23 protein-coding genes are annotated in these 25987 nt (G+C 46.3%); 14 read left to right on the plus strand and 9 right to left on the minus strand.

Annotated elements, in window-relative coordinates:
- Positions 1 to 16: 16 nt before the first annotated feature.
- Positions 17 to 643: a hypothetical protein gene (locus tag XMD564_RS09705; RefSeq protein WP_173495129.1), complete on the plus strand. Its 627-nt coding sequence runs from the start codon at positions 17 to 19 to the stop codon at positions 641 to 643.
- On the opposite strand, the gene XMD564_RS09710 is transcribed toward XMD564_RS09705, so the two are convergent.
- Positions 607 to 2151, minus strand: a complete 1545-nt coding sequence (locus XMD564_RS09710; protein ID WP_173483795.1) for a bifunctional aminoglycoside phosphotransferase/ATP-binding protein — start codon at positions 2149 to 2151, stop codon at positions 607 to 609. The genes XMD564_RS09705 and XMD564_RS09710 overlap by 37 nt on opposite strands.
- Positions 2152 to 2231: 80 nt before the next feature.
- Between XMD564_RS09710 and mrcB the strand changes: the two genes are divergently transcribed.
- Positions 2232 to 4568, plus strand: coding sequence for a penicillin-binding protein 1B (mrcB, locus tag XMD564_RS09715; protein ID WP_173508241.1), 2337 nt, complete (start codon positions 2232 to 2234; stop codon positions 4566 to 4568).
- 62 nt (positions 4569 to 4630) lie between these two features.
- Positions 4631 to 5215, plus strand: coding sequence for a type IV pilus biogenesis/stability protein PilW (locus XMD564_RS09720; RefSeq protein ID WP_173494997.1), 585 nt, complete (start codon positions 4631 to 4633; stop codon positions 5213 to 5215).
- Positions 5216 to 5257: 42 nt separating this feature from the next.
- On the opposite strand, the gene XMD564_RS09725 is transcribed toward XMD564_RS09720, so the two are convergent.
- From XMD564_RS09725 to XMD564_RS09750, 6 genes are all read right to left on the minus strand, one after another.
- Complete coding sequence (locus tag XMD564_RS09725) at positions 5258 to 5572, minus strand: type II toxin-antitoxin system RelE/ParE family toxin (protein ID WP_173494998.1); 315 nt, start codon at positions 5570 to 5572, stop codon at positions 5258 to 5260.
- Positions 5560 to 5817 (minus strand): type II toxin-antitoxin system Phd/YefM family antitoxin, encoded by a 258-nt coding sequence (locus XMD564_RS09730; protein WP_173480264.1) that lies wholly within the window; start codon positions 5815 to 5817, stop codon positions 5560 to 5562. Before XMD564_RS09730 ends, XMD564_RS09725 begins: the two co-directional genes overlap by 13 nt.
- Before the next feature lie 117 nt (positions 5818 to 5934).
- On the minus strand, positions 5935 to 9681 hold the full coding sequence (locus XMD564_RS09735) for a calcium-binding protein (RefSeq protein WP_173508242.1): 3747 nt from the start codon (positions 9679 to 9681) through the stop codon (positions 5935 to 5937).
- Between the two features lie 12 nt (positions 9682 to 9693).
- Entirely contained in the window at positions 9694 to 9984 is a 291-nt protein-coding gene (locus XMD564_RS09740) for a hypothetical protein (protein WP_173508243.1), read from the minus strand.
- The gene (locus XMD564_RS09745; protein ID WP_173508244.1) at positions 9985 to 11292 is read right to left on the minus strand and encodes an HlyD family type I secretion periplasmic adaptor subunit; all 1308 of its coding nucleotides are present in this window, start codon (positions 11290 to 11292) and stop codon (positions 9985 to 9987) included.
- Positions 11289 to 13442 (minus strand): type I secretion system permease/ATPase, encoded by a 2154-nt coding sequence (locus XMD564_RS09750; RefSeq protein ID WP_371731655.1) that lies wholly within the window; start codon positions 13440 to 13442, stop codon positions 11289 to 11291. The genes XMD564_RS09745 and XMD564_RS09750 overlap by 4 nt, the downstream gene beginning before the upstream one ends.
- A 1081-nt stretch (positions 13443 to 14523) precedes the next feature.
- Here XMD564_RS09750 and rfaH point away from each other — a divergent pair.
- Complete coding sequence (rfaH, locus tag XMD564_RS09755; RefSeq protein ID WP_173505763.1) at positions 14524 to 15003, plus strand: transcription/translation regulatory transformer protein RfaH; 480 nt, start codon at positions 14524 to 14526, stop codon at positions 15001 to 15003.
- Here the strand turns inward: rfaH and XMD564_RS11335 are convergent.
- Positions 14996 to 15604, minus strand: coding sequence for a tyrosine-type recombinase/integrase (locus XMD564_RS11335; protein ID WP_217364299.1), 609 nt, complete (start codon positions 15602 to 15604; stop codon positions 14996 to 14998). The two genes, rfaH and XMD564_RS11335, sit on opposite strands and share 8 nt — an antisense overlap.
- Positions 15605 to 15626: 22 nt before the next feature.
- A complete protein-coding gene (locus tag XMD564_RS11340; RefSeq protein WP_217364294.1) occupies positions 15627 to 15944 on the minus strand; it encodes a site-specific integrase in 318 nt (105 codons plus the stop codon).
- 231 nt (positions 15945 to 16175) lie between these two features.
- Here XMD564_RS11340 and XMD564_RS09765 point away from each other — a divergent pair, with 231 nt between their 5' ends.
- The 10 genes from XMD564_RS09765 to XMD564_RS09810 all read left to right on the plus strand — a co-directional run bounded on the left by XMD564_RS09765 (position 16176) and on the right by XMD564_RS09810 (position 25987).
- Entirely contained in the window at positions 16176 to 16508 is a 333-nt protein-coding gene (locus tag XMD564_RS09765; RefSeq protein ID WP_173508245.1) for a MarR family EPS-associated transcriptional regulator, read from the plus strand.
- A 3-nt stretch (positions 16509 to 16511) separates the two neighbouring features.
- Positions 16512 to 17045: an HI0074 family nucleotidyltransferase substrate-binding subunit gene (locus XMD564_RS09770; RefSeq protein ID WP_217364295.1), complete on the plus strand. Its 534-nt coding sequence runs from the start codon at positions 16512 to 16514 to the stop codon at positions 17043 to 17045.
- Positions 17035 to 17334, plus strand: coding sequence for a nucleotidyltransferase domain-containing protein (locus XMD564_RS09775; protein ID WP_173508246.1), 300 nt, complete (start codon positions 17035 to 17037; stop codon positions 17332 to 17334). The genes XMD564_RS09770 and XMD564_RS09775 overlap by 11 nt, the downstream gene beginning before the upstream one ends.
- Positions 17335 to 17510: 176 nt before the next feature.
- Complete coding sequence (gene metK, locus XMD564_RS09780; protein WP_173508247.1) at positions 17511 to 18701, plus strand: methionine adenosyltransferase; 1191 nt, start codon at positions 17511 to 17513, stop codon at positions 18699 to 18701.
- A gap of 3 nt (positions 18702 to 18704) precedes the next feature.
- Positions 18705 to 20060: a UDP-glucose/GDP-mannose dehydrogenase family protein gene (locus XMD564_RS09785; protein ID WP_173508248.1), complete on the plus strand. Its 1356-nt coding sequence runs from the start codon at positions 18705 to 18707 to the stop codon at positions 20058 to 20060.
- Positions 20057 to 20923 (plus strand): NAD-dependent epimerase/dehydratase family protein, encoded by an 867-nt coding sequence (locus XMD564_RS09790; RefSeq protein ID WP_173508249.1) that lies wholly within the window; start codon positions 20057 to 20059, stop codon positions 20921 to 20923. The genes XMD564_RS09785 and XMD564_RS09790 overlap by 4 nt, the downstream gene beginning before the upstream one ends.
- A 6-nt stretch (positions 20924 to 20929) precedes the next feature.
- A complete protein-coding gene (gene pseB / locus XMD564_RS09795) occupies positions 20930 to 21928 on the plus strand; it encodes a UDP-N-acetylglucosamine 4,6-dehydratase (inverting) (RefSeq protein ID WP_173508250.1) in 999 nt (332 codons plus the stop codon).
- Positions 21928 to 23088, plus strand: a complete 1161-nt coding sequence (gene pseC, locus XMD564_RS09800) for a UDP-4-amino-4,6-dideoxy-N-acetyl-beta-L-altrosamine transaminase (RefSeq protein WP_173508251.1) — start codon at positions 21928 to 21930, stop codon at positions 23086 to 23088. Before pseB ends, pseC begins: the two co-directional genes overlap by 1 nt.
- Positions 23085 to 23963 carry an aldo/keto reductase gene (locus tag XMD564_RS09805; RefSeq protein WP_173508252.1) on the plus strand — a complete coding sequence of 293 codons (879 nt, stop codon included), beginning with the start codon at positions 23085 to 23087 and terminating at the stop codon, positions 23961 to 23963. The genes pseC and XMD564_RS09805 overlap by 4 nt, the downstream gene beginning before the upstream one ends.
- Positions 23960 to 25987 (plus strand): aminotransferase class III-fold pyridoxal phosphate-dependent enzyme, encoded by a 2028-nt coding sequence (locus XMD564_RS09810; RefSeq protein ID WP_173508253.1) that lies wholly within the window; start codon positions 23960 to 23962, stop codon positions 25985 to 25987. The genes XMD564_RS09805 and XMD564_RS09810 overlap by 4 nt, the downstream gene beginning before the upstream one ends.

The following is a 25987-nucleotide window of genomic DNA, read 5'->3' on the forward strand; positions in this document are numbered from 1 at the left end:
TACAGAGAGAAACGGTATGCCTGTTCATCCCTTTAAACGTCACAAAGTCAGTGTCATTTTACAGGCCTATGACGTGGATCTGTTTGGCCATTTTTCTGAGTTAAGCCAGTCTCTCTCAAAGTTTAATCTTGATCCTGATATGAATGTTTCGTCTCTGCTTCTGCAGGCCGGTCACTCTTCGGGTGCTGATGAAGTCTTATTCGAATCGCGCAGTGAAAGGGTAAAAACTCAGTTGTTACTCGAATCAATATTGCAGCGCCCCTTTAAAACGCTCTCGAGAGGCGAGAGGCAGCGTGTGCAGCTGGCCTGTGATTTGGTGAGTCGCCCCAATGAGCCCAGCCTAATATTAATTGAAGAGCCTTGCACTGCCATGGATGCGGAGTTTAAACGCCGGACAGTGGAGCTGCTTAGATCATTTAAAGAGGAGGGCTATGCGGTTGTTGTGACCCTTCAAGAGGCGAGTTTGGCTTCACGAATGGGGGATTACTTTTACTTACTTGGCACCCAAGACTCTGTTGTCGAGGGTGACCACTCTGTTCTAACGGTCGCTCACTTAAGGCAACTGTTCGAGGTGGAAGTCGAGAGTGCAGAGCCCACTGAGGAGGGTTATCCGCAGTTTACCGTCTCTGGTAGCAGCTTCTGATCAATCAAGTATTGAATGATCTTAAGGTGCGCATTCTCTTCGCTGGTATCGATGTGAAGGGCGATCTTCTCTTCCTCTTCACTTAATGGCTCAGCGACGCGTTTCTGCGCTTGCATCACTTCAATGGTGGCATCTGTTGGGTCTTCACGCTCTTCGGAACGTTTAGCCAGGCGCGCCTCGATGACTTTCTCTGGAGGTTCGCAAGCGATGATTCGTGCTGGGCAGCCCAGCTCTTCGGCCAGTTGCAGAAACTGTCGACGTGAACGTTGGCGAATGTATGCGGCATCCAGAATCAGAGTCTGGCCCGCTTCTAACAGAATGCCAGAGACGCGCTTCATCTCTAGGAAAGTGCGCATATTCATGTCTGCACCGTACATCTCAAGGCTTTCACCTTCGCGAGACGCTTTGCGATAGATCTTTTTACGCTCAGCACTTGATCGTACACGAACACCGGAGATCAGCTCGGCTAATTTGCTAGAGATATGTGATTTACCGGAGCCGCTAATCCCCTGCATCATCACCAACATCGGTAGTGGCGCAGCCGCGTATTCGGCGGTCAGTTTAAGGTAGTGTTGGAACTCAGCAAGATTGGGTTTCTCGCCCAACATGGCGACTTTCGCTCGTACCATCGCGCGGTGCGCTTTGTAGTAGGGCAGTAGAATTAACCCTTCGTAATCGCCGGTGATCTCCATATAGCGGTTAAGACAACGGTTCGCCCAACGAGGGTGGCCGTTAGCCTCTAGGTCCATCAACAGGAAGCCAAGGTCCGACATCTTATCGATCCAACGGAACTCTAGGTTGAACTCAATGCAGTCAAACACGAGGAGTGAATCACCATCTAAGGTGATGTTGCCCAGGTGAAGATCACCGTGACACTCACGAATCGAGCCATCGAGCTTGCGACGACGCATTAAGGGTTCAAGCAGTTGGTAACGATCTTTAATGTGCTGCCAAAGACGGTCGAGCTCTTTGGCATCCTCTTCGGGAATAAGCGAACGATCGATGTCCCTGTAGTTATCTTCGGAAATGGCGGCAATGCTATCGGGTTCACCCCATGGACTTCCGGGGGCAACAATGGGTGCGCGCTGATGGAAGTCAGCAATTTTATCAGCCAGTTTATCGATCCAGTTGGGGTCGAATTTGTAGACGTTTAGTAGCTCGGAGAGCAGTAGCCCTGAAGCAAACTCACGCATTTTGACGGCGTATTCGATCGGCTCACCTGTCGCTCCAATCACTGGATCGCTCTCAGTACCGCCGATAGCCACAACTTCAATATAGGTATTTTCAGAAAGACGTTGATTGAGGCGAAGTTCCTCCTCACAAAAGTACTTTCGCTTCTCAAGTGTAGTAAAATCTAAAAATCCAAAGTTGACCGGCTTTTTGATTTTGTAGACGAACTCGCCGGTTCTGATAAGCCACGCGATGTGCGTCTCAATCACTTCAAACTCGCTCACCTCATGCGGGTAGCAAGCTGGATTGAGTAGATTGTTTACCAGCGTGGATTCCATAGTTCGACTAAACTGCCCTTACTAAACATAAGCTGGCCTAACGAGATACGCGCCAGCGGGTCGAAGATTATACTGAGAAGATGACAAAAAAGAGACATCAATCTAAGCAAACCAAAGCAAAATCGAGCCGCAATTGGGCTAAATCGCTGTTTTGGTTTCTTTTTAAACTGGGCTTGGTCGCTACCGTTGTTGCTGCGGTGGGTCTGGTCTACCTCGATGCGCAGGTGCGTGAAAAGTTTGAAGGCAAACGCTGGTCACTGCCGGCTAAGGTCTATGCACGCCCATTAGAACTCTACCCTGGGCAACGTCTGGACACTCAGGCTTTGCAACTCGAATTGAAAGCACTTGGCTACAGTATTGGTAATCAGGTCAATCGCCCTGGCACAGCGCGAATCAGTGCCACTCGAGCCGACATATATACCCGTGGCTTTGATTTTCCTGAGGGCGCTGAGAGATCAAAACGCGTCACTCTTAGCTTTCAGCAAGGGCAGATAGCTCGCTTGATGGATGCCAACAATCGCTCCATGACGTTGGCGCGTTTAGAACCGGTGCTGATAGGGGGGATCTACCCTGGTGATAATGAAGATCGTGAACTGGTGCGTATTCAAGATGTGCCCAATCTACTGCCCCAGGCCTTAGTTGCCGTTGAAGATCGTGCCTTTTACGATCATTTCGGTATCTCTTTGAAGGGCATTGCCCGCGCGATGTGGGTCAATCTTCGTGCGGGTCGATTTGTTCAGGGGGGGAGTACCCTTACTCAGCAGTTGATCAAGAACTTCTACCTGACCTCTGAGAGAACCCTCTCGCGTAAATTGCTTGAACTGCCGATGGCGGTTCTGTTGGATCTTCACTACGAGAAAGATGAAATTCTTGAGGCCTATCTTAATGAGGTTTATCTGGGACAGGATGGCGCGCGTGCGATCCACGGTTTTGGTCAAGGTAGCCTCTTCTACTTCGGCCGTCCCGCCGCTGAACTCGAGCTGCATCACATTGCATTGCTAGCTGGGTTGGTTAAAGGGCCTTCTTATTATGATCCTCGGCGTCACCCAGAGAGAGCTCTAAAACGCCGTGATCTGGTACTGAAACTGCTGTTGGATCAAGCGATGATCAGCTCCAATCAGTATCAACGTGCGATACAACAACCGCTTGATGTCATTAAACGAGGCACCCGTTTAAAAGGGGCTTACCCAGCCTACCTCGATGTGGTGAAACGTCAGCTTCGACAAGAGTATCGCGAAGAGGATTTGAATTCTGAGGGGATTCGTATTTTTACAGCACTGGATCCTTTAGTGCAGCAGAATGCGGCTTCGGCGTTAAGTGAACGTATCGCGTTGTTAGAAAAACAGTACGGCAAAAAAGCACAGCCTCTGCAGGGCGCAACGGTGGTTACCGATCCGCAAACAGGAGAGTTGTTAGCGGTTATTGGTGGACGTAATGCCCGATTTGCTGGATTTAACCGGGCCTTGGATGCTCGCCGCCCGATTGGTTCCTTAGTTAAACCGGCCACCTTCTTGGCCGCGTTAGAGAAGGGGTACACCCTAACGACACTGATCGAAGACAGCGCCTTTCAGATGCAGCAGCCGGACGGGTCGGTATGGTCACCTGAGAACTTTGACGGCAAAGAGAAGGGTATGGTGCCCCTGTATGAGGCCATTTCGCGCTCCTACAATCTCTCCTCAGCACGCTTAGGTCTGGATATAGGAGTCGATTCGGTCATCGATATGTTGAAGCGACTAGGCGTTGATTCAGAGATCAAACCCTACCCATCGCTGCTATTGGGAGCGCTCAACTTGGCACCTATTGAAGTAGCGCAGGTCTATCAAACGCTAGCCGCGAATGGGTTCAGAATGCCGCTTCGCGCCATTCGTCGAGTCACCGATGCCTATGGGCAAGAGCTCTCTCGCTACCCCTTTAAGCTCAATCAAGTCGTTGATCCTAAACAGGTTCATCTGATTCACTACGCAATGCAATCGGTGGCTCGTGAGGGTACGGCTAGATCGCTCTACAGAACGCTTCCCAGCAACTTAAATGTGGCGGGTAAAACAGGGACATCTGATCAGCAGCGAGACAGTTGGTTTGCTGGATTTACCGGCAGCCGTTTAGCCGTTGTTTGGGTTGGCCGGGATGACAATGCGACCTTACCTTTTACTGGATCAGGCGGCGCATTAAAGGTGTGGACGGATCTGATGAAGAGAGAGCAGCCCGAACCCTATTTGGCCTTAAAACCGAGAGAGGTGGAGTATGTTTGGGTCGATGCAGCGCAAAATGTTCAAACCGAACAGCAGTGTGAGGGGGCTCGTTCAGTTCCCTACATTCAAGGCACAGAACCTGTACAGCGAGTCAGCTGTGGTGGCAAACGCAAACCTGGGGAGGCGATTAAATCGCCATTAGACTGGTTCAAAGGTTGGTTTAATTAGATTTTCTGCAATCAACTGATTATTCTTAGTGCGTCTTAATCTTGAGAACATCGAGTCGGTTCATGAATCTGTACCAATCTTTATCCACTTCAGCTGTGCTGACCTTGCTGGTCGGTTGTGCAGGCCCAAGCCCTTACCTCACTCCGGTAGAGGAGCGTGATGTGTCGCCACGCAATGCAAAGGTTGCACCCGGCGCGGTTGTTCCGGTGGAACCCCGCGGTGATGTGAATGTTGCCCCCATCTACGATGTGCCGAACTTCGCACCAACTCAACCTTCACAACAACCCGCTCAAATTGCTCCCTCTGAGCCGCTCGCGATTGATGAAAGTTCCAACTCAGCAACAGTGTCGTTGCTCGCTGAAGCAAAACAGGCTGCGGATAGAGGTGATCTGGCAGCTGCTGAATCCCAAGTTGAACGCGCACTGCGTATCTCACCGCGCGATCCACAGGTCTATTTGCATTTAGCGTCTATTAAACGCCGCCAGTTGAATCTGATTCAGGCAGAGCAGGTTGCGCTAAGAGGTGTTGCCGTTGCAACGGGACTTCCCGATTATCAGCGCAAACTCTGGCGTGAACTGGCATTGATTCGCGAACAGGCAGGGGATGCAGCTGGCGCCGCTGCTGCACGCGCAGAAGCTACTCGATAAGTTGGAGCGGTCTTATTAAGGCCGCGATTTTATTTGAATGACTTATCGGTTATGAGTGTTAAGCCCTAGCATTAACCGCCTTAAATCGCGTTCTTGTCGTATCACCCTAATTACGAAGACATTTTCTTTCTCGATTCTGTAGACGATGCGTGAGGGTGGAGTGATCACTTCCCTGTAGTTTTGTAATGGAAGCTCAGGTAAGCGGCGACCTGATTCAGGATATTGTTCCAGTCGCCTGACGCTAGACAGTATTCTCTGCACTAACTGCTTTGCTGCGGCTCTGTCACTAATAGCAACATACTCTGCTAATTCTGAAAGGTCATCGATCGCTTTTTCTGTCCAGATTAGCTTAGCCATTTGTCCAACTTGGCTTCTACTTCAGCTTGAGTATGAACTTTGCCTTCAGCAACGTCTTTTTCACCAAGCGCAATCGCTTCAAGCAAAGCCAATCGGTTTTGCATGTACTCGTAATCTTCTACGTCTACTAGGTAGGCCGAAGGCTGTCCATGTTCTGTAATCAAGATAGGCTCCTTGTTGACGTGCAACTCACTAAGAATTTTAGTCGCGTGCCTTTTAAGGTTGGTTACTAACTCTGTTTTCATAGATAACCCCTGAGTTTTAAGTGATACAATTGTATCACTTTATCTAAATGGAATTCATCTCAGGGGTAGCTTAAGGGGGCTGACCTTTCGGTCTGACCCCCTTATCGAGTATCAATATCACTCACTATGCCAGGCAGTTGCTAAGACGTTGTTGCGAGTGTTTCTATCCTCCAGAGTCACCTCCTCTTCATCGAGTGCATCAAACTGGGCAATTGCATGAATGATGGCGTAGATATCAGCCATGTCAGCCCAGCCATCTTCAGTTTCTATCCTCTCAATGCCATCTTTATTAGCCGATTGAATAGTCACCTCGGTGCTGGAATCACGGTCTTTTATCAGTAGCGAATCATTAAGCATCTCCAACTGAAGACGCTCCCAATTGATGCCTTCCAATACAAGCGTATCACTCCCACTGCTATCCACTATTTGGTCTGATCCATCATCCGCTCGAATAATGTAAGTATCATCGCCTTTTCCGCCCTCCAGCAGGTCATCCCCTTTACCGCCGGTTAACTGGTCATCGCCATTGCCGCCCATAAGCCTGTCTTGGCCACTGCCCCCAAAGAGATGATCCGTGCCGTTGTCGCCTGATAGCTTATCGTTTCCGGATCCACCATAAAGTTGATCCGACTCGTTGCCGCCAAACAGGTGGTCCGAACCGCTACCGCCATGCAGACGATCTTCTCCCTGATCACCAAATAGTTCGTCATCGCCGGAATCGCCATAGATGAGATCGTTGTTCTGATCTCCGTGGATAAGATCATCGCCGCCACCGCCGGAGATAGTATCGTCGCCACCATGACCACTGATGACATCAGCAGAGGCTAAGCCTTGGATATGATCATCGCCGTTGCTGGTCGCAAGCGTCTGCTGGGCAATGTCCGATAGATTCATCTGTTCACCGTTACTGAACTCAATCAATTTGATGGTGTCGAGTGAGATAAGATCGCCATTAAAGAAGGATTTGACGGTAATTAGATCCCCCGGCTGCCCTGTTTCGATTAAGAGATCATCGTTGATCCGGCTGATATCAACTTGCTTTTTGCTAATAGTGGAATCAAACAACACCTTATCGATGGAGTCACGGTCGCGGTTGTTGATCACATCTTGACCGTGACCTCGGCTAAAGAGGTAGGTGTCTTTGCCTTGACCTCCTTGCAAAACGTCAGCCCCTTCACCACCTACTAACAGGTCACCTCCTTCACCTCCAGATAAGTGATCATCTCCACGGTTACCTATTAAATGGTCGTCACCACCGGCGCCCTCTAGGTATTCATTGGCATCGGCTCCCTGCAACCTATCATCCCCCTCAAGTCCATAGAGCCTATTGGAGTCTAGTGATTGGTAGAGGCTGTTAAGCTCAAAAATAGAGTGCTGTGTTGAACCCCCCTCCGCATTCACTAGTTCAATTGTTTCAATCAGATTGGGTGTGATAATACCTTTGTCATAGACCTGTTTGATGGTGATCTGATCTCCCGTCAATTGACCGTTTTGGTCTGAGAATTGGATCAGTAGATCCTCTCCAGAAGTTCCAATGCGTCGAAGAGTTAGCTGATCAGATTGCTCTATTCCAACGATGCGAATTGTGTCTCTGCCGGAATGTTCAATGTAGGTGTCTTGCCCATCCCCTTGAGTAAATAGGTAAAGATCATCCCCGGAACCACCGTAAAGTGTGTCATTACCTTGATTGCCTTGAAGTGTATCCGCCAGATCGGAACCGAATAAATAATCGTCGCTGTTGCCGCCTTTCGTCGAAAAGTGAGTGATCACTTCTGATAGATTAAGAGCTTTGCCATCATAAAAACGTAGGGTTTCAATGGTGCCCTCCTGAAGGCTGCCATCAAAGTCGAATACGTTTTCTAACCGAATAGCAGCGCCACTTTTTGCGCCATCTTCATTCAGCAGATGAATGTCGATGTGACTGATGCCTCGCTCAAACAGAAGGTTGCTGACTGAAATACCCTCGCCAAATAGAAGTACATCGTTTCCTTGGCTGTCATAGATTTGATCAGAGCCGTCTCCAATGCTGTAGTGGTAAATATCATTACCCACGCCGCCAAAGAGTTGGTCGTCGCCTAAACCACCGGTGATCAGATCATCATCATTTGAGCCTGTCAGTGTCTCAGAAGCATCTGTACCTGTGATCTGTGAATCAATAAGCCACGGGGCAAGAGCTGGGTTCTCTTTCAGATCATCCATTACATCGTCATAAGCGGGCGACAGATTCGATAGCTGCTGCACTGTTTTGAAGAGTAGATTGGCTTGTGACAGGTCGTTTTGATCGATAAGGCTTTGCAGATGGGCTTCGAAATTCTCCGTATCTGGAGCAAATTGACCGGTGCTTGAATCAAATTTAACCCCAATCAAATCAAAAGCCTCAGCATAGTGGGTTTGGGCGTTGAGCTGCCCTTCGACATAGTCGCTAAATGCTTTGAATTGTGCGATCAGAACCGGTGCCGCGCGGCCATGTGGGTTTGGGTCATGTTCACCCCAGCACCAGGTGCCAACATAGTCTTTAGCCGTTAACTCTTCTAACGCCTCAAGCTGTCGAGCATCCATGACGTGCCCATAAATGCGGCTTGGGTCGCGACTGTAGGGGTCGACGTCGGCTACCCCCGTCCACTGGTAGATGATCTCATTAACCAACGCAGATCGTGCAGCAGGGTCGGACTCTTGAATGAACTGGTCAACCATCGATTTGAGCTCTGTATTGTGTGCCATTACCTGTTGTAGGTTGGCCACATAACCCCAGCCCTTAATATCAGGGTAGTTGATTAGGTCATCAGCTGTTTGAGTGGAATCCTGATAGATGGATTGCGTTTCATCAGTTTGAAACCAGACATCGACCAGCTCATTGGAAGGGCTATTTGTATTTGCAAACGAGCTCGTTTGAATGAAGTGGTTGCCTTGTTGTTGCTGTGAATCTTCAGAGTAGTCTAGGTTGATCGATGTGATTCCGAGCTCTTCTAGAGTTTTCAGTTCAAACTCTTGAGTTTGTCCATCTAAATTGAGGTCTTGCCAGACTTTAAGCGCTTGAAAATCTCGATCGAACTCATCGATGACCCCATCGAAATTGGAGTCGTACTCTTTTAGAGCCTCAAACCCATTGGCGGCCTTGTCTCCGTTAGATAGCTGGGTGTTATTACCAAACAGCTCGGTTCCGTCATCGATTTTGCCGTTGTTGTTCAGGTCGATGGCCAACATGCCATCATCAGGTGATACCCATCCAGTTTTTTCGGCAAAACCATCGCCAGCGTGATCGAAATAGACGCCTTGATCAATTCCAATAGTTTCGACGCCGTCGCCGTCCAGATCTAAAACGAGCGGTGAGGTAATCGATTCTGCATTGGCGAAACTGGGTGCTTCAACATATTGATCGTTCGCTGCAAACTCCCAATCGTTCCAGGTGAGTTCCACATCAGGCTGATGCAAAAGCAGGTCGAAGATCGGATCTAATGTTCCCTTTTCAGCGAGATACTCGCCAAAGTCATCGGCAAGCGGATAGAGCGCCATCAATGGCACTAGAGCGGCAGTATGAGGACCGGGTACCAGTGAGGCGGCTGTGCCAACTAGTGCGATTGCATTTCCAAGTTCGAATTCACCTTGATCAAAATCCTCAAGGACCTCAGCAAGGGCTGTGGTAAAAGCAACGGTTCCAAACATACGCCCTAAAGTCATGCCCAATGGAGATTTGCTGTCTGTAGTAGCGTCAATTGCAGCTGCAGTAATAGCAGCAAAAGCTGATAATTTTTCTAGTGTTGTAGATTCTTTAGAACTGAATATACCCACGTTTCGTTCATAGGTATGGGTGCTTACGGTTAGTGAAAGTGCGTCAACAAAACCTTCCTTGGCGATAGTCGTCATCTTTATATCCTTTTATTTATTAAATGCTTGAGTGATTGCGAGGATCCATAGGGCAATTCCGTATCCTGTTAGACCCAGTAATAGATAATGTGTAGTACTCATAGAAACCAGTTTCATTCGTGAAACTAGAGCTGTAATGATTGCTATGATTACTGTGTAACCGAAGTATTGGAAATATTCATTTTTTGGGATAAACAACATGAAAATAGTTAGAGTCCCAAAGAAGATTAGTTTTCCAAATAGTATTTGTTTAAGAGTGACCGGTTCTTCCTTAAACACATCATTTTCTTCTTCATTTTCCATTTAACGCTCCTCAATTGAGTCAGTTTTCATTCTTAGTAACGGTGAAAGTAGATACTCGATGATCCTCCTTTTGCCTGTTTTTAATTCCGCGCTGACGCTCATCCCGGGTTGCAGGGGGTGGGAATTGCCGTCGATTTCTAAGGTTTCTGAGAAGAGTTTAAGTTCTGCAGGAAAGAGTAAAACGCCTTGTTCATTTTGTTGTGCATCGGCGCCAAGGTGAACGATCTCAGCATCGATTACGCCGTATTTTGTGAACGAGAATGCATCCACTTTAATTTCGGCGCGTTGGCCTGTTTGTACAAAACCTACATCGCTGTTTTGCAACCAGGCTTCGACTCTTAATGATTGATTCAGTGGCACAAGATTCATTAGGGTCTCAGCGCTGGTAGCGATAGCGCCAACTGTAAATGCGTTGAGATCACTGACTATCCCGTCAATCGGTGCGCGAATGTTATGCTGCTCAATAAACCACTCTAATTGAGCGATATCCCCATATAGAAATCTGGCGGCCTCTTGCAGTCGATGCAGTTCATTCAACGTTTGCGCTTTGCTCTCTGCTTTAAATGCTTGGATCTGCTTTTGAATTGAAACGGCCTGGCTCAAGGTTGAAGCTACGTCCAGTTGTAACGCCCTTACGCTAGCTTCCACTTCAATAAGCCGTTGGCGTTGGGTAAGAAGGGCGCTGTTTGATGCAGCGCCGTTTTTAACCAATGACTCAATCGCTTCTGTTTCGGCCTCAACAATTGAGCGGAGTCGTGACATTGAATCGAGTTGCGTTTTAGCCTGTGAATGACTCAATTCTGAGCTGCGCAGTTGCGCGTTTAACTGTTCAAGTTTCTTGTTATAGCTCTCTATCTGTTCTGAAAAGAGCGCCTGTTGAGGGTTAGAGGATGACAGATACTTGACGTTGCCTTTCTCTAAATACTCAGCAAAGAGCCGGGTGCGTTCTATCTCGTGTTGCTTAAACTTCTGTTGCTCCAGTTTCTGCTGGAGTTGATTAAAAGGTTCTGTGGCATCCAGTTCAATTAGGGTTTCACCGGCATGAACCGCATCACCATTGGTGATGTTGATCGAATCGATTTTCCCTGTGATAGACGATTGAACTCGTTTTGTTTGTCCGGTTGGTATGACTTTTCCAGATGCCCTTGCCACAATGTCTACCTCACCAATAGACGCCCAGGTGAGGCCTGACATCATCAGCAGGGCGATTAAGTAGGCAGTTACCCTCGGCCATTTCTTGGGTGGTCGCTCTTGAATCAGTAGCGCACCAGGTAAAAAATCGTGCAGCTCTTTTGATGTCAGCCTCATGCGATGGCCTCCTTAAATTCTGATGGTTGATCGGCCGATTGAAGACGAATCATTTCGGCGTAGCGGCCGTTTAATGTCATCAGCTCTTGATGGGTGCCAGACTCAGCTAACTCGCCTTGATCAAGTACAAGAATTCGATCGCAGTGTCTTACTGTGTTCAGGCGGTGAGCGACGGTGATGACGGTGCGCCCTTTGCAGATCAAGTGCATCTGCTGACGGATTTTCTCTTCTGAAATGTAATCGAGAGCGCTCGTTGCTTCGTCAAAAATCAGAATTTTTGGATTGCTGATCAGGGCTCTCGCTATCGCGATTCGCTGGCGCTGCCCCCCTGAGAGGTTGCTGCCACGCTCACCCGCCAAGGTGTCATAAGCAGCTGGAAGCTCAGTGATAAACTCGTGCGCACCGGCCAGTTTGGCGGCTTTGACAATGGTTTCTAGCGATTCACCGGGTGTGCGTATCGCAATGTTGTCGCGCACACTTTTATTGAATAAAAAGCTCTCTTGTGGAACGACGCTGATATTGGATCTAAGCCAATCAGTGTTGACCTGTGCTAAATCAACACCATCAATGAGCACCTTTCCTAAGTTGGGTAGGTAAGTCCGTTGAATCAGCTTGGTCAGTGTGCTTTTGCCAGAGCCTGAAGCGCCGACAATACCGATCGATTCTCCGGCGTTGATCTCAAGGTTGATCCTATTCAGAACCGTGGGGCTATTCAGACTGTAGCGAAAACTGACGTGTTGAAAGGCAATGGAGCCTTGCAAGCTAGGGAGAGACGCTTGGCTTGTCTGAGCGTCAGACTCAGAGGGCGTATTGAGTATATCGCCGAGACGTTTCAAGGATATACCCGCTTGTTGGACGTCTTGCCAGAGTTGAACCAGTTTCAAAATGGGTGCACTGACTCGACCCGCGATCATATTAAATGCGATCAATTCACCGATGGTTAACTGATTGTCCATGACCAGAAGGGCACCAAACCAGATAATTAACACCGTGGTGAACTTGCTAATAAACTGAGCAATTTGAGTCGCGATATTACCGAGGTTTTTAGCTTTGAAGCCGATGCTGGTCGCTTGGGCAATCTGCTTTTCCCAGCGTTGCTGCATCTTTGGCTCAAGCGCCATTGATTTAACGGTATCGATGCCCGTGATCGATTCAACCAGAAACGCTTGGTTTTCGGCACTGCGTTTGAAACTCTCATTTAAGCGATGGCGCAAAGTGGGTGTGATGAGTATAGATAACAGCAAGTAGCACGGAAGTGACCCAAGAACGATCCACGTGAGCGTAGGGCTAAACATCCAAAGCACAGCGATGAAGAGCAGAAGAAAGCTAAGATCAATCATCAGGGTCAATGCACCCCCAGTGATGAACTCCCTTAGTGTGTCTAGCTCTTTGATTCTCGCCACGGTATGCCCTACTTGGCGTGAATCGAAATAGGCTGCAGGTAAGCGCATGACATGGTTAAAAAGCTTAGCGCCAAGCTCCACGTCAATTCTGCTGGTGGTATGAACCATCAGGTAGTTGCGAACGATGCCCATCACCAATTCAAACATCAGCAGTGCAGCAAATCCGATGGCCAGAATATCCAGCGTAGTGAAGCCTCTATGCACCAGCACTTTGTCCATAACGATTTGAAAGAAAAAGGGCGTGGCTAGGGCAAATAGCTGAAGGAATACAGAAATTATGATGACTTCGGTAAAAATCCCTTTGTGTTTAATCAGGGAAGGGATAAACCATTTCAGATCAAATCGGCGATCAGAACCTAGGGTTTCTCGCTCTTTAATGAAAATAATTCTGTTATCCCAGAGCTGATCAAACTCTGCCAAATTGAGTTTTCTGGGTGTGGTCTCGCCGGGCTTGATGACTAAGCAGAACCAATCCTGTCCATTTTGATTAACGCGAAGAAGGGTGAGGTATTGCCCATCGGACATAGGTGCTGCAACGGGCATAAATTCATTGTGTAAGTCACTGATTTTACAGTTTCTTATCCCTGCTTTTAGGTTAAGTGAGTTTAGCGCTCTTATGAAATCCGTTTCTGTCAGTGTGGATTTGGATGTTTGCCATTGATGGCGCAACTGCTCTGTATCACAAGCTTTATGTCTAAGCTTGGCTAATGTCGTAATGCTGTATATGGCTGATTCAAATGGATTCACAATAACTATCCCTCCGTGGACACCTCATTAAGGTTTAGCAGAGGAATTGAAAATGTGCGTAATAATTTTTTCTTTTTATTCCACTAATTAGTCTTAGCTTTGCGACTACCATCATTTTTTAGAAAAAAACGACAAATTTTTTTAGTTTTTTAAAATCTACCTGAAAGTCACTATCCATAGGGGTTTGAGAGAGATGTTGCTCTGGGTTTTTGTTAAAAAATCGAATTTTTTTAAACTTTTTTTCATTTTTTATTACGCAAAAATTTAAATCTTGTTCTATACCTATATACATCCCCGACGGAATGGGGATAACGAGAGAGATCTCGAATCGGTTTTCCACCTAACCAATCCATCCAGCATAGAGGATTAGTTAGTGAGCTCCCCCTTCGCTCCTGAGAGCTGATTGAAATCGACATGTTGATCGATCAAGGATGATCCGATGCATGCAAATACCCAAAGGGATTTGGGTTTGGAGAGGGATCTTCGGCAATTGCCAAAATCTGATGCGCCGCGAAAAGAGGGAGTTTTTCAATGCGCATCAACCATAAATTTAACCGTGTTATGAGGGCGGTTAAGGGTGCCGCAGGATGGGCACAGCAGGGAGGGATCCCTGAACGATAGACTCTGACTCTGTAGTGTTCCCTAGCAGGCACTACAGTTTTACAGGAATGAGTCCCTTCGATTGAGTCTGTCGTTTAATGTCCAGTGATGTGATCGGCAAAGGATGGCAATGATGCATTACACGCAAACCTCAACGGAGTGAGGTTTGGAGAGGGATCTCAAGTTTCGACTAATATCCGATGCGTGGCGAGAAGAGGGAATTTTTCAAAGCGCACCCTATTTTTGATTTAGTTACCTATGTAGCTAAAGGAGCCAAAGGAATGGCTCACATGGGAGTGATCCCAGTAAAGTGAACTGCAATGGATTGTTGTGAGCTTTACAAACACTTCAAAGGATTGAAGTGATGAGAGGGATCTCAGGCAAATGCCAAAAATCTTACGCGCCGCGAGAAGATGGAATTTCTCAAGGCGCGTTCTTTTTTGTTTATAATGCTTTTAAGATTAGTTTTTGAGACAAGGTTATGTACAACTGGTTCGTTATTCAATCAAAGCCTGGTCAATTGTTTAAAGCCCAATTTGAGCTTGAACAGCAAGGTTTTGAAACCTACCTGCCGCTGCTTAAAACTGAGCAAATCAAACAAGGAAAGCGAACTGAAATAGAGACACCGCTTTTTCCAGGTTATCTATTCATTTACCTCTCCAAAGAAGAGAGTAATTGGCGCCCTATTCGATCAACACGCGGAGTGGCTAAGCTGATTAGCTTTGGAAATGAACCGGCTATCGTGCCAACAGCTGCCGTCAATGCCATTCGAGCTCAGTTAAGGCACATCGATTCTGAAAAGCAGTTCACCAAAGACGATAAGGTTTCTATCAATGATGGGCCATTCAAAGACCTGCAAGCAGTGTTTTTAGAATACGACGGTGAACAAAGAGCGTTTGTCTTGCTCGAGTTATTGGGGCGTTGGCAGAAGATGTCCGTAGAGCTGTCGGCTCTTAGTTAGAGGCCGTAACATCCCAAACCGGCGTACACTCCTCAATTTGAAGTTCGGCTGGGTTTACGTTATCGACCCAACTTTGCAGATACCTTAATGTGGTTGTCTCTTTTCGCCATCCGCCACGCAGCATAATCTTCTCTAACGGCACGCCTGCATTCAACATATCCAGAGCAGCACCCATCCGAAACGAGTGGCCGCTTAAGTGTGGCAGATCTCTACGCCTAGCCCTGTATTGCAGATCGACCAGAATAATATTGATGGATGCCGGGTTGAGTTTGTCACCCAAGGTTTTGTTGTCTTTGCGGATGGATCGCAGAATATGCCCCTCTTTAGCGCCAATTCGACTTTTCCATCTGGATATCCTAGTTGCTAGTAGATCGCTTATAGGGATGAGTTTGCCATTGCCCAACTGATCGGTTTTAGAGCGTTTAAGGTTTAACGCAAAGTGACCGTTTGGAAGTGTCTTTAAGTCCTCTAAACAGAATGAACAGATCTCTGAGGAGCGGCGCATGGTCTCATAACCGATTCTAAGCAGTAGTTCATTGCGCCGACCGGCTAGAGAGGAGTCACATTTTTTTAAAAGTTGCTCTAAAAGATCGAGTGTCAGCGGGTGCGCCTGTTTCTGCTACCTACCGATTTTTTCGATGCATCTTTTTCAGAGCAATTTTAACTTCTGGTGTTTTGGTAGGACTACCAAAACCAGAGAAAAAGCAGATAGACCCTATCGTGTCGATACGGCGTCGAATCGTTGCACTCTTTTGGCATTCAGACATATCGGCGATGTAGGCTGCTAGATCTGAAGCTTTAGGGGGTAGAGGATCTAAACCATTGGATATTGCCCAGTTAGCAAAGTGCTTAAAGTCACTGCGATACGCTTTGAGGGTGTTTTCCGCAAAGGCACCATCGAGTTGTGCCATCAAATCATCTAAAAATTCTTTTACGTCCATCACCTACCTCCCTGTATCGTGATGCCTTAAGTGTAGACAAAAATTTGGAGTTTCGATTTAAAGATCTGCGGAAAATTGTGTGGACTTAAAACTCTATTAAATTCGTATCATTAAGTTCGATAAAACTAACACTACTTTGTAAATTTATTGAAACGCTGATAGTGTGTTCACGTATTGAACGAATATTTAATGAAACCTCACTGTGGCAAGCAGGGGCGGTAGCGTGCCTAAATGAGTCAAAACAGCGATACTCTTGAATACGATTACCGGGTTCTTCAGTTAATAGAAGAACGCCCAGATATTTCACAGCGCGAACTGGCTTCGCAGCTGGGGTTTAGTGTGGGTAAAACCAACTACGTATTGTCTGCACTAATAGAGCGTGGCTTGGTTAAAGCGGAAAACTTCAAGCGTTCAAATAACAAAGCCGGTTACTTGTACCTTCTGACTCCCAAAGGTATTTCAGATAAAGGGGTTATTACTGCGCGATTCTTAAAACGGAAGGTGGAAGAGTACGAGCGTTTAAAGGCTGAAATAGCGGACATTCAATCAAGAATCGAAGAGTGAGTGTTGAGAACTAAAAGTCAAAATTGGGTATCATTGAAATCTTATCATAAGGGCGATAAAGACTTTCTTGAGGTTTGTCCTGATATTTTTGATTTTAGTAGAGAAGTGCTATCGATGAGCGATCTGAAAATTGACACAGCTTTTTATGTGAAATGTATATCTGCCCTAGAGCGTGCCTTCGAAATGTTGAATGCCTCACAAGCTGAAAGCATCGAATTTGAACTCTATCGCTCAGCGACCATCAAAGAGTTTGAAATTATATTGGAGCAGTCGGGTAAGTTACTAAAAAAACGATTGAGACCTTTCTTTCACAGTAATAAGGCTGCTGATGAGCTTTATTTCAAAGATATATTTCGTCATGCAGCATTGCATGGTCTGATCACTGCTGAAGAAGCAGAAAGATGGTTGCACTTCAGGGATAATCGGAATTCCACGAGTCATGATTATGGTGAAAAACTCGCTAACACAACTCTGCTGTTGATCCCTGAATTTATTATTGATGCTAAACGGTTGGCAGAAGTTATAGATGCTGCTTAGAGATAAAGATCACAAGGAAATTATCCGCCTAGCTAAAAGGTCGTTTACAAAGCCAGTTAAAATTTGGGCTTATGGTAGCCGTGTTAGTGGTCTGGCTCACGAAGGTAGCGACCTCGATTTGGTTGTGCTGCCGGATGGCGATGAAATGATTGATCTTAGCGAGTTAGGTGTGTTCAAAGATTTATTACAAGAATCAACAATTCCGATTCTTGTTCAGGTTTTAGATTGGAATCGCATACCTGAAAGCTTTCAAGCGAATATTTTGAAAGAGTACGAGGCGCTTTTATAGGTAAGGCGGGCTTATATTAATAAGGGGCCCTTATCGTTATCTAAAGTAGGTTTAAATAGAAAGGTTTAATGTTTCGAATAACCCTAAAATCACCTTAAGGTTACACTAAGAGTGAAGCTGGTTTTTAAAAGTTCAATTAATTAAAAATATATTATAAATCAATTGGTTATATTATTTTGAGTGAGTATTCGACATTTACTTCTGAATCAGTATCAGAAGGGCATCCAGATAAAATTGCGGATCAAATTTCAGACGCTATTCTTGATGCAATAATCGCAGAAGATAAATACGCACGTGTTGCCTGTGAAACGATGGTTAAGACGGGTGTAGCGATTGTCTCTGGTGAGATCACTACCTCTTCGTGGATCGATCTAGAAGATCTAGTGCGTAACGTAATCAACGATATCGGCTACACATCGTCTGACGTAGGTTACGACGGTAACACCTGTGGTGTGATCAACATCATCGGTAAACAGTCAGTAGATATTGCGCAGGGTGTTGACCGTTCTCGTCCAGAAGATCAGGGCGCAGGCGACCAGGGCTTGATGTTCGGTTACGCATCTAACGAGACTGACGTTCTGATGCCTGCTCCAATCACATTCGCTCACCGCCTAGTTGAGCGCCAAGCTGAAGCGCGCAAATCTGGCCTGCTTGGCTGGTTGCGTCCAGATGCTAAGTCTCAGGTTACTTGCCGTTACGAAAATGGTAAGCCAGTAGCGATAGATGCGGTTGTACTCTCTACTCAGCACAACCCAGAAATCTCTCAGAAAGATCTTCAGGAAGCGGTTCAAGAGCTGATCATCAAACAGGTACTTCCAGCAGATCTTCTGCACGCTGGCACTAAATACCACATTAACCCAACCGGTAAATTTGTTATCGGTGGCCCTGTAGGCGACTGTGGTCTAACGGGTCGTAAGATCATCGTAGACACCTACGGTGGTATGGCACGTCACGGTGGCGGTGCGTTCTCTGGCAAGGATCCATCAAAAGTGGACCGTTCAGCTGCTTACGCAGGTCGTTACGTGGCTAAGAACATTGTTGCAGCAGGCCTTGCTGATCGTTGTGAGATCCAAGTCTCTTACGCAATCGGTGTTGCAGAGCCAACTTCGGTATCGATCAACACCTTCGGTACTGGCAAGATCTCAGATGAGAAGATCATTCAGCTTGTTCGCGACAACTTCGATCTTCGCCCATATGCGATCACCAGCATGCTAGATCTTCTTCACCCAATGTATCGCCAAACAGCAGCATACGGTCACTTTGGTCGCAACCCATTTGAGATGACGGTAGGTAACGACACCTTTACTGCCTTCCCATGGGAAAAGACGGATAAAGCTGACGAGCTTCGCAGCGCAGCAGGATTGTAAAAAATGCAAATAACCGTATTTGGTACCGGCTATGTCGGCTTAGTAACAGGCGCATGCCTTGCCGATGCTGGCCATGAAGTCACCTGTGTAGATGTAGACCAAGCAAAGATTGATGGTCTAAAGAGGGGCACTATTCCAATCTACGAGCCAGGTCTTGAGCCGATTGTGATAGAGAATCACCGTGCAGGTCGCCTTCACTTCACAACCGATGCTGCGGAAGCCGTAAGGTTTGGTGAGGTACAGTTTATCGCTGTAGGCACACCGCCAGATGAAGATGGTTCTGCAGATCTACGTTATGTCTTAACCGTTGCTCGCACTATCGCTGAGCACATGGATGCGCCAAAGATTGTTGTTGATAAATCGACTGTTCCTGTAGGCACAGCCGATAAAGTAAGCGCAGCAATTGCCAAAGTGCTGACAAGTCGCTCAAGTGATATTCCATACGAAGTCTGCTCAAACCCAGAGTTTCTAAAAGAGGGTTCAGCGATTGAGGACTTCACTAAAGGTGCTCGTATAGTTGTTGGTACTCAGTCCGACTGGGTAATCAATCGTATGCGCGAATGTTACGCCCCTTACAACCGTAACCATGAGAAGTTGATGTTCATGGATGTTCGTTCTGCTGAACTGACCAAATATGCTGCTAATGCGATGCTGGCAACTAAGATCAGCTTTATGAATGAACTCTCTAACCTTGCTGAACGCCTAGGTGCTGACATTGAGAACGTGCGTAAAGGTATAGGTTCTGACCCTCGTATTGGTTACCACTTCATCTACCCTGGTTGTGGCTACGGAGGCTCTTGTTTCCCTAAAGATGTTCAAGCGCTGGCAAAAACAGCTGCTGAAGTCGATTACGATGCAGAACTGCTCAAAGCAGTGGAATCAGTCAACCTGCGCCAGAAAACCACGCTCTTTACCAAGCTCAACAACGCATTTGATGGGGACCTAAAAGGACGCACCATTGCAGTTTGGGGTTTGAGCTTTAAGCCGAATACGGATGATATGCGCGAGGCGCCAAGCCGAACGCTGATGGAATCTATCTGGACTGCCGGCGGCAAAGTAAAAGCGTTCGATCCAGAAGCGATGGAAGAGACACACCGCATCTACGGTGATCGTGACGATCTAACACTGGTTGATGATCGAGAAGCCGCGGTAGAAGGCGCTGATGCGCTGGTGATCTGTACTGAGTGGAAAAGCTTCCGAGCAGTTGATTTTGCTTGGCTAAAGGAACAGCTAGCGAGTCCCGTTATTGTTGATGGACGCAACTTGTACGATCCGGTGCAGGTCCGTAATGCTGGTTTAGTCTATTTTGCTGTGGGACGTGCTGATTCAATAGCAATAATTAATAAGGGCATGAATTGAAAACTATACTTGTGACAGGTGGTGCCGGTTTTATCGGAAGCCACTTATGTGAAGAGCTTGCTAAAAATCCAGAAAACAAAGTTTATTCGCTGGACAACTATTCCACTGGCAGTGAAGCCAATCACGTGGCTAATGTTGAATACATAAATGGTGATACTCAAGATATTCAGGATCATATCAAGTTTAGTCCCGATATTGTCTACCATCTTGGTGAGTATTCTAGGGTTGAACAGAGTTTTGATGATATAGAAAAGGTCTGGTGTTTTAATAAGATAGGGACGTTTTCAGTTCTACAGTTTTGTAGAGAGCATGCATCCAAAATCGTCTATGCTGGTAGTAGTACAAAATTCGGTGATGGTGGGTTAGGTCGACGTCAAAGCCCTTATGGTTGGACCAAAGCATCAAATACTGAATTAGTTGAGAACTTTGGAGATTGGTTCAACGTCCCATACTCGATAGTATACTTTTATAACGCATATGGCCCCCGAGAAATAAGAAATGGTAAATATGCAACTTTGATCGCAATATTTGCCGAAAAAATGAAGAAGGGTGATAAATTAACAGTCGTCAGTCCCGGAGAACAAAAGCGTAATTTCACCCATGTTAAAGATATCGTGAGTGGTTTGATTCTCGTCGGTGAAAATGGATTTGGCGATGAGTTTGGCATCGGGCATCCTGCTTCTTTTAGTGTTTTAGATGTCGCTAAAATATTCGGCGGAGAAATTAACATGATTCCTGAAAGAAGAGGGAATAGGATGGCTGCGGATGTTGTGTCTGATAAAACGCGAGCGCTGGGTTGGGAGCCTATTCACAATCTTGAAACATATATTGATAGTTTGCGCAGCACTGGTTGGGAGTCATAAATATAAATGCTAACTAATAGTACGATTTTAATAACCGGTGGAACAGGTTCGTTTGGCAATACGTTTGTGCCGATGACATTGGCTAAATACAAACCCAAAAAAATTATTATTTTCTCTCGCGATGAGATGAAGCAGTGGGATATGGCCAAAGGCTACCAGGATGATCCTCGTGTGCGTTTCTTTATTGGCGATGTTCGTGATCGTGAGCGGCTGTATCGTGCACTGGATGGTGTCGACTATGTGGTACATGCTGCTGCAACCAAAATCGTCCCAACGGCTGAGTACAACCCTTTCGAGTGCGTTAAGACGAATGTTGATGGCGCCATGAACCTTATAGATGCCTGTATCGATAAAAAGGTTAAAGGTGTAGTGGCGTTGTCAACAGACAAGGCCAGCAGTCCTATTAATCTTTATGGCGCAACTAAATTGGCATCCGACAAGCTGTTTGTTGCTGGTAATCATTATGCTGGTGGCAAGGGCACCCGTTTTTCTGTTGTCCGTTACGGAAACGTTATGGGTTCGCGTGGCTCGGTTATTCCCTTCTTTATGTCAATCAAGGAAAAAGGCGTACTGCCAATCACTGATAATCGCATGACCCGCTTTATGATCTCGCTTGAGCAGGGCGTCGAGCTGGTATGGCATGCTTTTGAAGATATGGTTGGTGGTGAAATCTACGTTAAGAAGATACCTTCCATGAAGGTTACTGACTTGGCTCGTGTGGTTGCTCCGGAAGCCAAGCAGGAGCTGGTAGGTATTCGTCCTGGTGAGAAATTGCATGAGCAGATGATTGGTGCTGAGGATGCTTATTTTACGTACGAATACTCCGAACACTACAAGATATTGCCGCAGATTAATAATTGGGATACGGACGTCAATCGCATTAAAGATGGCGTAAAAGTACCCGAAGGATTTGTTTACGCAAGCGACAACAATACCGAGTGGATGAGCGATGACGAGCTTCAACTTTGGATCGATATAAACCGCGAAAAAATCGGGAGTATATAGTGATTCCCTATGGCCGGCAGGATATTAGCCAAACAGACATAGATGCTGTTGTAGGAGTGTTACAGTCTGATTTTTTAACTCAAGGGCCTAAAGTGCCTTTGTTTGAGAAAGTGGTCGCTTACAAGGTGGGAGCTAAACATGCACTCGCAGTTAATAGTGCCACCAGCGCACTTCACGTTGCCTGCATGGCACTCGGGCTCGGGCAGGGGGATTGGCTTTGGACAACCCCCGTTACCTTTGTGGCTTCAGCCAACTGTGGTCTTTACTGCGGGGCGAAGGTAGATTTCGTTGATATCGATCCTCACACATATAACTTATGCCCAAGGGCTCTTGAAGCCAGGCTGGTAGACGCTGAGCATAACGGTAAACTGCCAAAGGTACTTGTAGCAGTTCATCTGTGCGGCCAACCCTGTGAGATGCAGGCCATTTATGAGTTATCGCTGCGGTTTGGATTTAAGATTATCGAAGATGCATCTCACGCGATTGGTGGTAAGTATCAGGGTGAATATATCGGCAATTGTCGATACAGCGATATTACAGTCTTTAGTTTTCATCCGGTAAAAATTATTACCACTGCCGAGGGGGGGATGGCAGTTACCAATAATGATCTTCTCGCTGAAAAGATGAATCTTTATCGTAGTCACGGCGTGACACGTGACCAGAGTTTAATGACTCACGATTCGGATGGGCCATGGTATTACCAGCAGATTGCTCTTGGTTATAACTATCGCATGACCGAGTTGCAGGCCGCACTGGGCATTAGTCAGATGGAACGTCTTGATGCGTTCGTCTCGCGCCGACATCAGTTAGCTCAGCAATACGATATTTTATTAGAAAACTTTCCTGTTATTAGGCCGTTTCAGCACCAAGATAGCTACTCGGGCCTGCACCTATATGTGATTAGGCTGAATCTTGATAAATGCGCAAGGAGTCATCGAGAAGTCTTTGAGGGACTGCGGGCGCATGGTATCGGAGTCAATCTCCACTACATTCCGGTGCATACTCAGCCCTACTATCAAAAGATGGGTTTCAAACAGGGCGATTTTCCGGAAGCTGAATGTTATTACTCCGAAGCGATAAGTCTCCCCATGTATCAGGGGTTGAGTGATAAAGAACAGTTGGATGTCGTAGAAGCGCTCAGGAAGCTAACAAGAACATGAGCTTTGCTGAGAAAATAGCCCTTGGAACTGTTCAGTTCGGTTTAGACTACGGTGTTGCAAATAAAAACGGCAAAGTTCCCTACACAGATGCACTTAACGTAATTCAAACGGCTAGACAAGCTGGCGTTTCCACTCTGGATACTGCAATTGCATATGGCGATAGCGAAACAGTGTTAGGACAAGTAGGGTGTAGGGATTTTTCGGTAGTAACCAAGTTACCTGAAGTGCCTCAGGATGTGTACGATATCGGAGCCTGGGTAGATAAACAGATCGCTGAATCCATAAACCGGTTGCAAATCGATCAGCTTGATGGCTTGCTGCTTCACCGGCCTCAGCAACTAGCCACCAACTTAGGTGACGAACTTTACAAACATTTATGTGCCGCGAGAGACAGAGGGTATGTTAAGCGGATAGGCGTATCAATTTATGAGCCCCAAGAACTTGATGACCTGCCCACCGAATTATCGTTTGATTTAATTCAAGCACCCTACAACCCCTTCGATCAAAGATTGGTAACCAGCGGTTGGCTGGAAAAATTATCATCTGCGGGTGTAGCAGTTCATATTCGATCAATCTTCTTACAAGGTCTGTTGTTAATGTCAAGGCCCGAGCGACCGTCCAAATTTAATCCGTGGCAAAGCTCATTTGAACGTTGGGACGAATGGCTCGCTGATAAAAATCAAACGCCTCTCGAGGCGTGTCTAAGTCATGCGGTTAATTTAGAAGGAGTTGAAAAAGTAGTAATTGGCGTTAACTCAGTGGAGCAACTACAGCAAATGCTAAGTTCATTAGATACTCTATCGATATTTAATAAATTTGAACCGTTCATCGAAGATTTACGTGTTCTCAATCCTGCTAAGTGGAATTTATTATGAAAGTTGTTGCTATTGTGCAGGCCAGAATGGGGTCAAGTCGATTGCCAGGAAAGGTAATGAAGTCGGTGGGCGGTTTGCCGTTGATAGAGGTTCTATTAAACCGCCTTTCGAAGTCTAAATTGATTGACGAGATAGTTGTTGCAACATCTACGGATGCTGCGAACCGTCCTCTAGCAACCCATGTCAAAGATCTCGGGTACCATTGCTTTCAGGGTGATGAAAAAGACGTACTCAATCGCTACGTTTCGGCAGCAGAGGTCAGTAAGGCGGATGTTATAGTTAGAATCACAGGTGATTGTCCCTTAGTTGATGCCGAACTAGTCGATACGGTAATCGAACACTTCAATTCATCAAAAGCTGATTACGTCAGCAACTGCTTTCCACCGACATACCCGGACGGTTTAGACATAGAAGTGTTTAAATATACTGCATTAAAAGAATCAGAACTGTTAGCACTTGACCGTTTTGATAGAGAGCATGTCACGCCGTTCTTACGTAATTCAGGACGCTACTTAGTAAAAGGTTTAACCGGAGCTGAGGATCTATCGGCATGGCGTTGGACAGTGGATGAGGTTGCCGATTTACAGGTGATCAGGCAAGTGTTTGAGTATTTTGCACCACGAATAGATTTTAGCTGGAAGGAAGTTGCTGAGCTCCAGCGAATTGAGCCTCACAGATTCGAGACCAATCAACAGATAATACGAAACGAAGGAGCTATGATGGGCGAAGGGCAAAAACTTTGGAAACGCGCTAAAAATGTAATACCGGGTGGCAATATGCTGTTATCCAAGCGTACAGAAATGTTTTTGCCAGATCAATGGCCCTCTTATTTCAGTAAGGCCAAGGGCTGCACCGTTTGGGATTTGGACGGCAACGCCTACACTGACATGAGCATTATGGGTATAGGCACTAACACTCTTGGTTATGGCCATCCAGAGGTTGATGACGCGGTTAGGGCGGTTGTCGATAACGGAAATATGTCGACATTAAATGCACCTGAAGAGGTATATTTAGCCGAAAAATTAATTGAACTCCATCCTTGGGCAGACATGGTGCGTTTTGCTCGGTCCGGGGGCGAAGCTAATGCCATAGCTATTCGAATCGCTCGTGCAGCTACCGGCAAGGATAAGGTTGCGGTATGTGGATACCATGGTTGGCATGACTGGTATCTGTCGGCAAACTTGGGTGATGACGAAAACTTAGCTGGCCACTTATTACCAGGGCTAGAGCCAAACGGTGTTCCAAATAATCTTAAAGGGACAGTCTATCCGTTTAGCTACAACGATATCGAAGGCTTGACGGGCCTGATAAACCGGCACGATATCGGTGTGATAAAAATGGAAGTTGTCCGGAACATGGGGCCTGAAGATGGCTTTCTCCACAAAGTCCGACAACTAGCAACCGACAGGGGTATAGTTTTAATTTTTGACGAATGTACCTCTGGTTTTAGGGAAACATTTGGTGGAATCCATAAAAAATATGGTGTCGAACCAGACATGGCTATGTTTGGAAAGGCCTTGGGCAATGGTTACGCTGTTACTGCAACTATTGGGCGTCGAGAAATTATGGAGGCAGCTCAGACGAGCTTCATTAGTAGTACTTTTTGGACGGAGCGTATCGGTTCAGTGGCAGGTTTGAAAACATTAGAGGTGATGCAAAGAGAGAAGTCTTGGGAGTACATAACAAAAACGGGCTTAGAAATTAAAAGCCAATGGCAAGCTCTGGCGGATAAATACGAATTGGAAATTAAGCATTGGGGGATTCCAGCATTAACAGGCTTTAGTTTTGAAAGCTCTAATTCACTGAAATATAAAACCTTAATAACTCAAGAGATGCTAAATCGGGGTTACCTGGCAAGTAATTCAATTTACCTGTGTACAGAACATAAAAAAGATATCATTGAAGAATATTTGTTTAATTTAGAAAAGGTTTTTGAAATTATTGCCAAGTGTGAGAATGGATTAGATGTAGACGGGCTTTTGAAGGGGCCTGTATGTCATGGCGGGTTTAAAAGACTGAATTGA

The sequence above is a fragment of the Marinobacterium sp. xm-d-564 genome (genome assembly GCF_013283345.1).
Lineage (GTDB): Bacteria > Pseudomonadota > Gammaproteobacteria > Pseudomonadales > Balneatricaceae > Marinobacterium_E.

Bases quoted from the DNA above. Each gene is read 5' to 3' on its own strand.
- XMD564_RS09785 (WP_173508248.1), top strand. From the start codon at position 18,705: ATGCAAATAACCGTATTTGGTACCGGCTATGTCGGCTTAGTAACAGGC.
- XMD564_RS09720 (WP_173494997.1), top strand. From the start codon at position 4,631: ATGAATCTGTACCAATCTTTATCCACTTCAGCTGTGCTGACCTTGCTG.
- XMD564_RS09765 (WP_173508245.1), top strand. From the start codon at position 16,176: ATGAGTCAAAACAGCGATACTCTTGAATACGATTACCGGGTTCTTCAG.
- XMD564_RS11340 (WP_217364294.1), bottom strand. From the start codon at position 15,944: ATGGACGTAAAAGAATTTTTAGATGATTTGATGGCACAACTCGATGGT.
- rfaH (WP_173505763.1), top strand. From the start codon at position 14,524: ATGTACAACTGGTTCGTTATTCAATCAAAGCCTGGTCAATTGTTTAAA.
- mrcB (WP_173508241.1), top strand. From the start codon at position 2,232: ATGACAAAAAAGAGACATCAATCTAAGCAAACCAAAGCAAAATCGAGC.
- XMD564_RS09730 (WP_173480264.1), bottom strand. From the start codon at position 5,817: ATGAAAACAGAGTTAGTAACCAACCTTAAAAGGCACGCGACTAAAATT.
- XMD564_RS09775 (WP_173508246.1), top strand. From the start codon at position 17,035: ATGCTGCTTAGAGATAAAGATCACAAGGAAATTATCCGCCTAGCTAAA.
- XMD564_RS09735 (WP_173508242.1), bottom strand. From the start codon at position 9,681: ATGACGACTATCGCCAAGGAAGGTTTTGTTGACGCACTTTCACTAACC.
- XMD564_RS09705 (WP_173495129.1), top strand. From the start codon at position 17: ATGCCTGTTCATCCCTTTAAACGTCACAAAGTCAGTGTCATTTTACAG.
- XMD564_RS09745 (WP_173508244.1), bottom strand. From the start codon at position 11,292: ATGAGGCTGACATCAAAAGAGCTGCACGATTTTTTACCTGGTGCGCTA.
- XMD564_RS09805 (WP_173508252.1), top strand. From the start codon at position 23,085: ATGAGCTTTGCTGAGAAAATAGCCCTTGGAACTGTTCAGTTCGGTTTA.
- XMD564_RS09810 (WP_173508253.1), top strand. From the start codon at position 23,960: ATGAAAGTTGTTGCTATTGTGCAGGCCAGAATGGGGTCAAGTCGATTG.
- XMD564_RS09710 (WP_173483795.1), bottom strand. From the start codon at position 2,151: ATGGAATCCACGCTGGTAAACAATCTACTCAATCCAGCTTGCTACCCG.
- pseB (WP_173508250.1), top strand. From the start codon at position 20,930: ATGCTAACTAATAGTACGATTTTAATAACCGGTGGAACAGGTTCGTTT.
- XMD564_RS09725 (WP_173494998.1), bottom strand. From the start codon at position 5,572: ATGGCTAAGCTAATCTGGACAGAAAAAGCGATCGATGACCTTTCAGAA.
- XMD564_RS09740 (WP_173508243.1), bottom strand. From the start codon at position 9,984: ATGGAAAATGAAGAAGAAAATGATGTGTTTAAGGAAGAACCGGTCACT.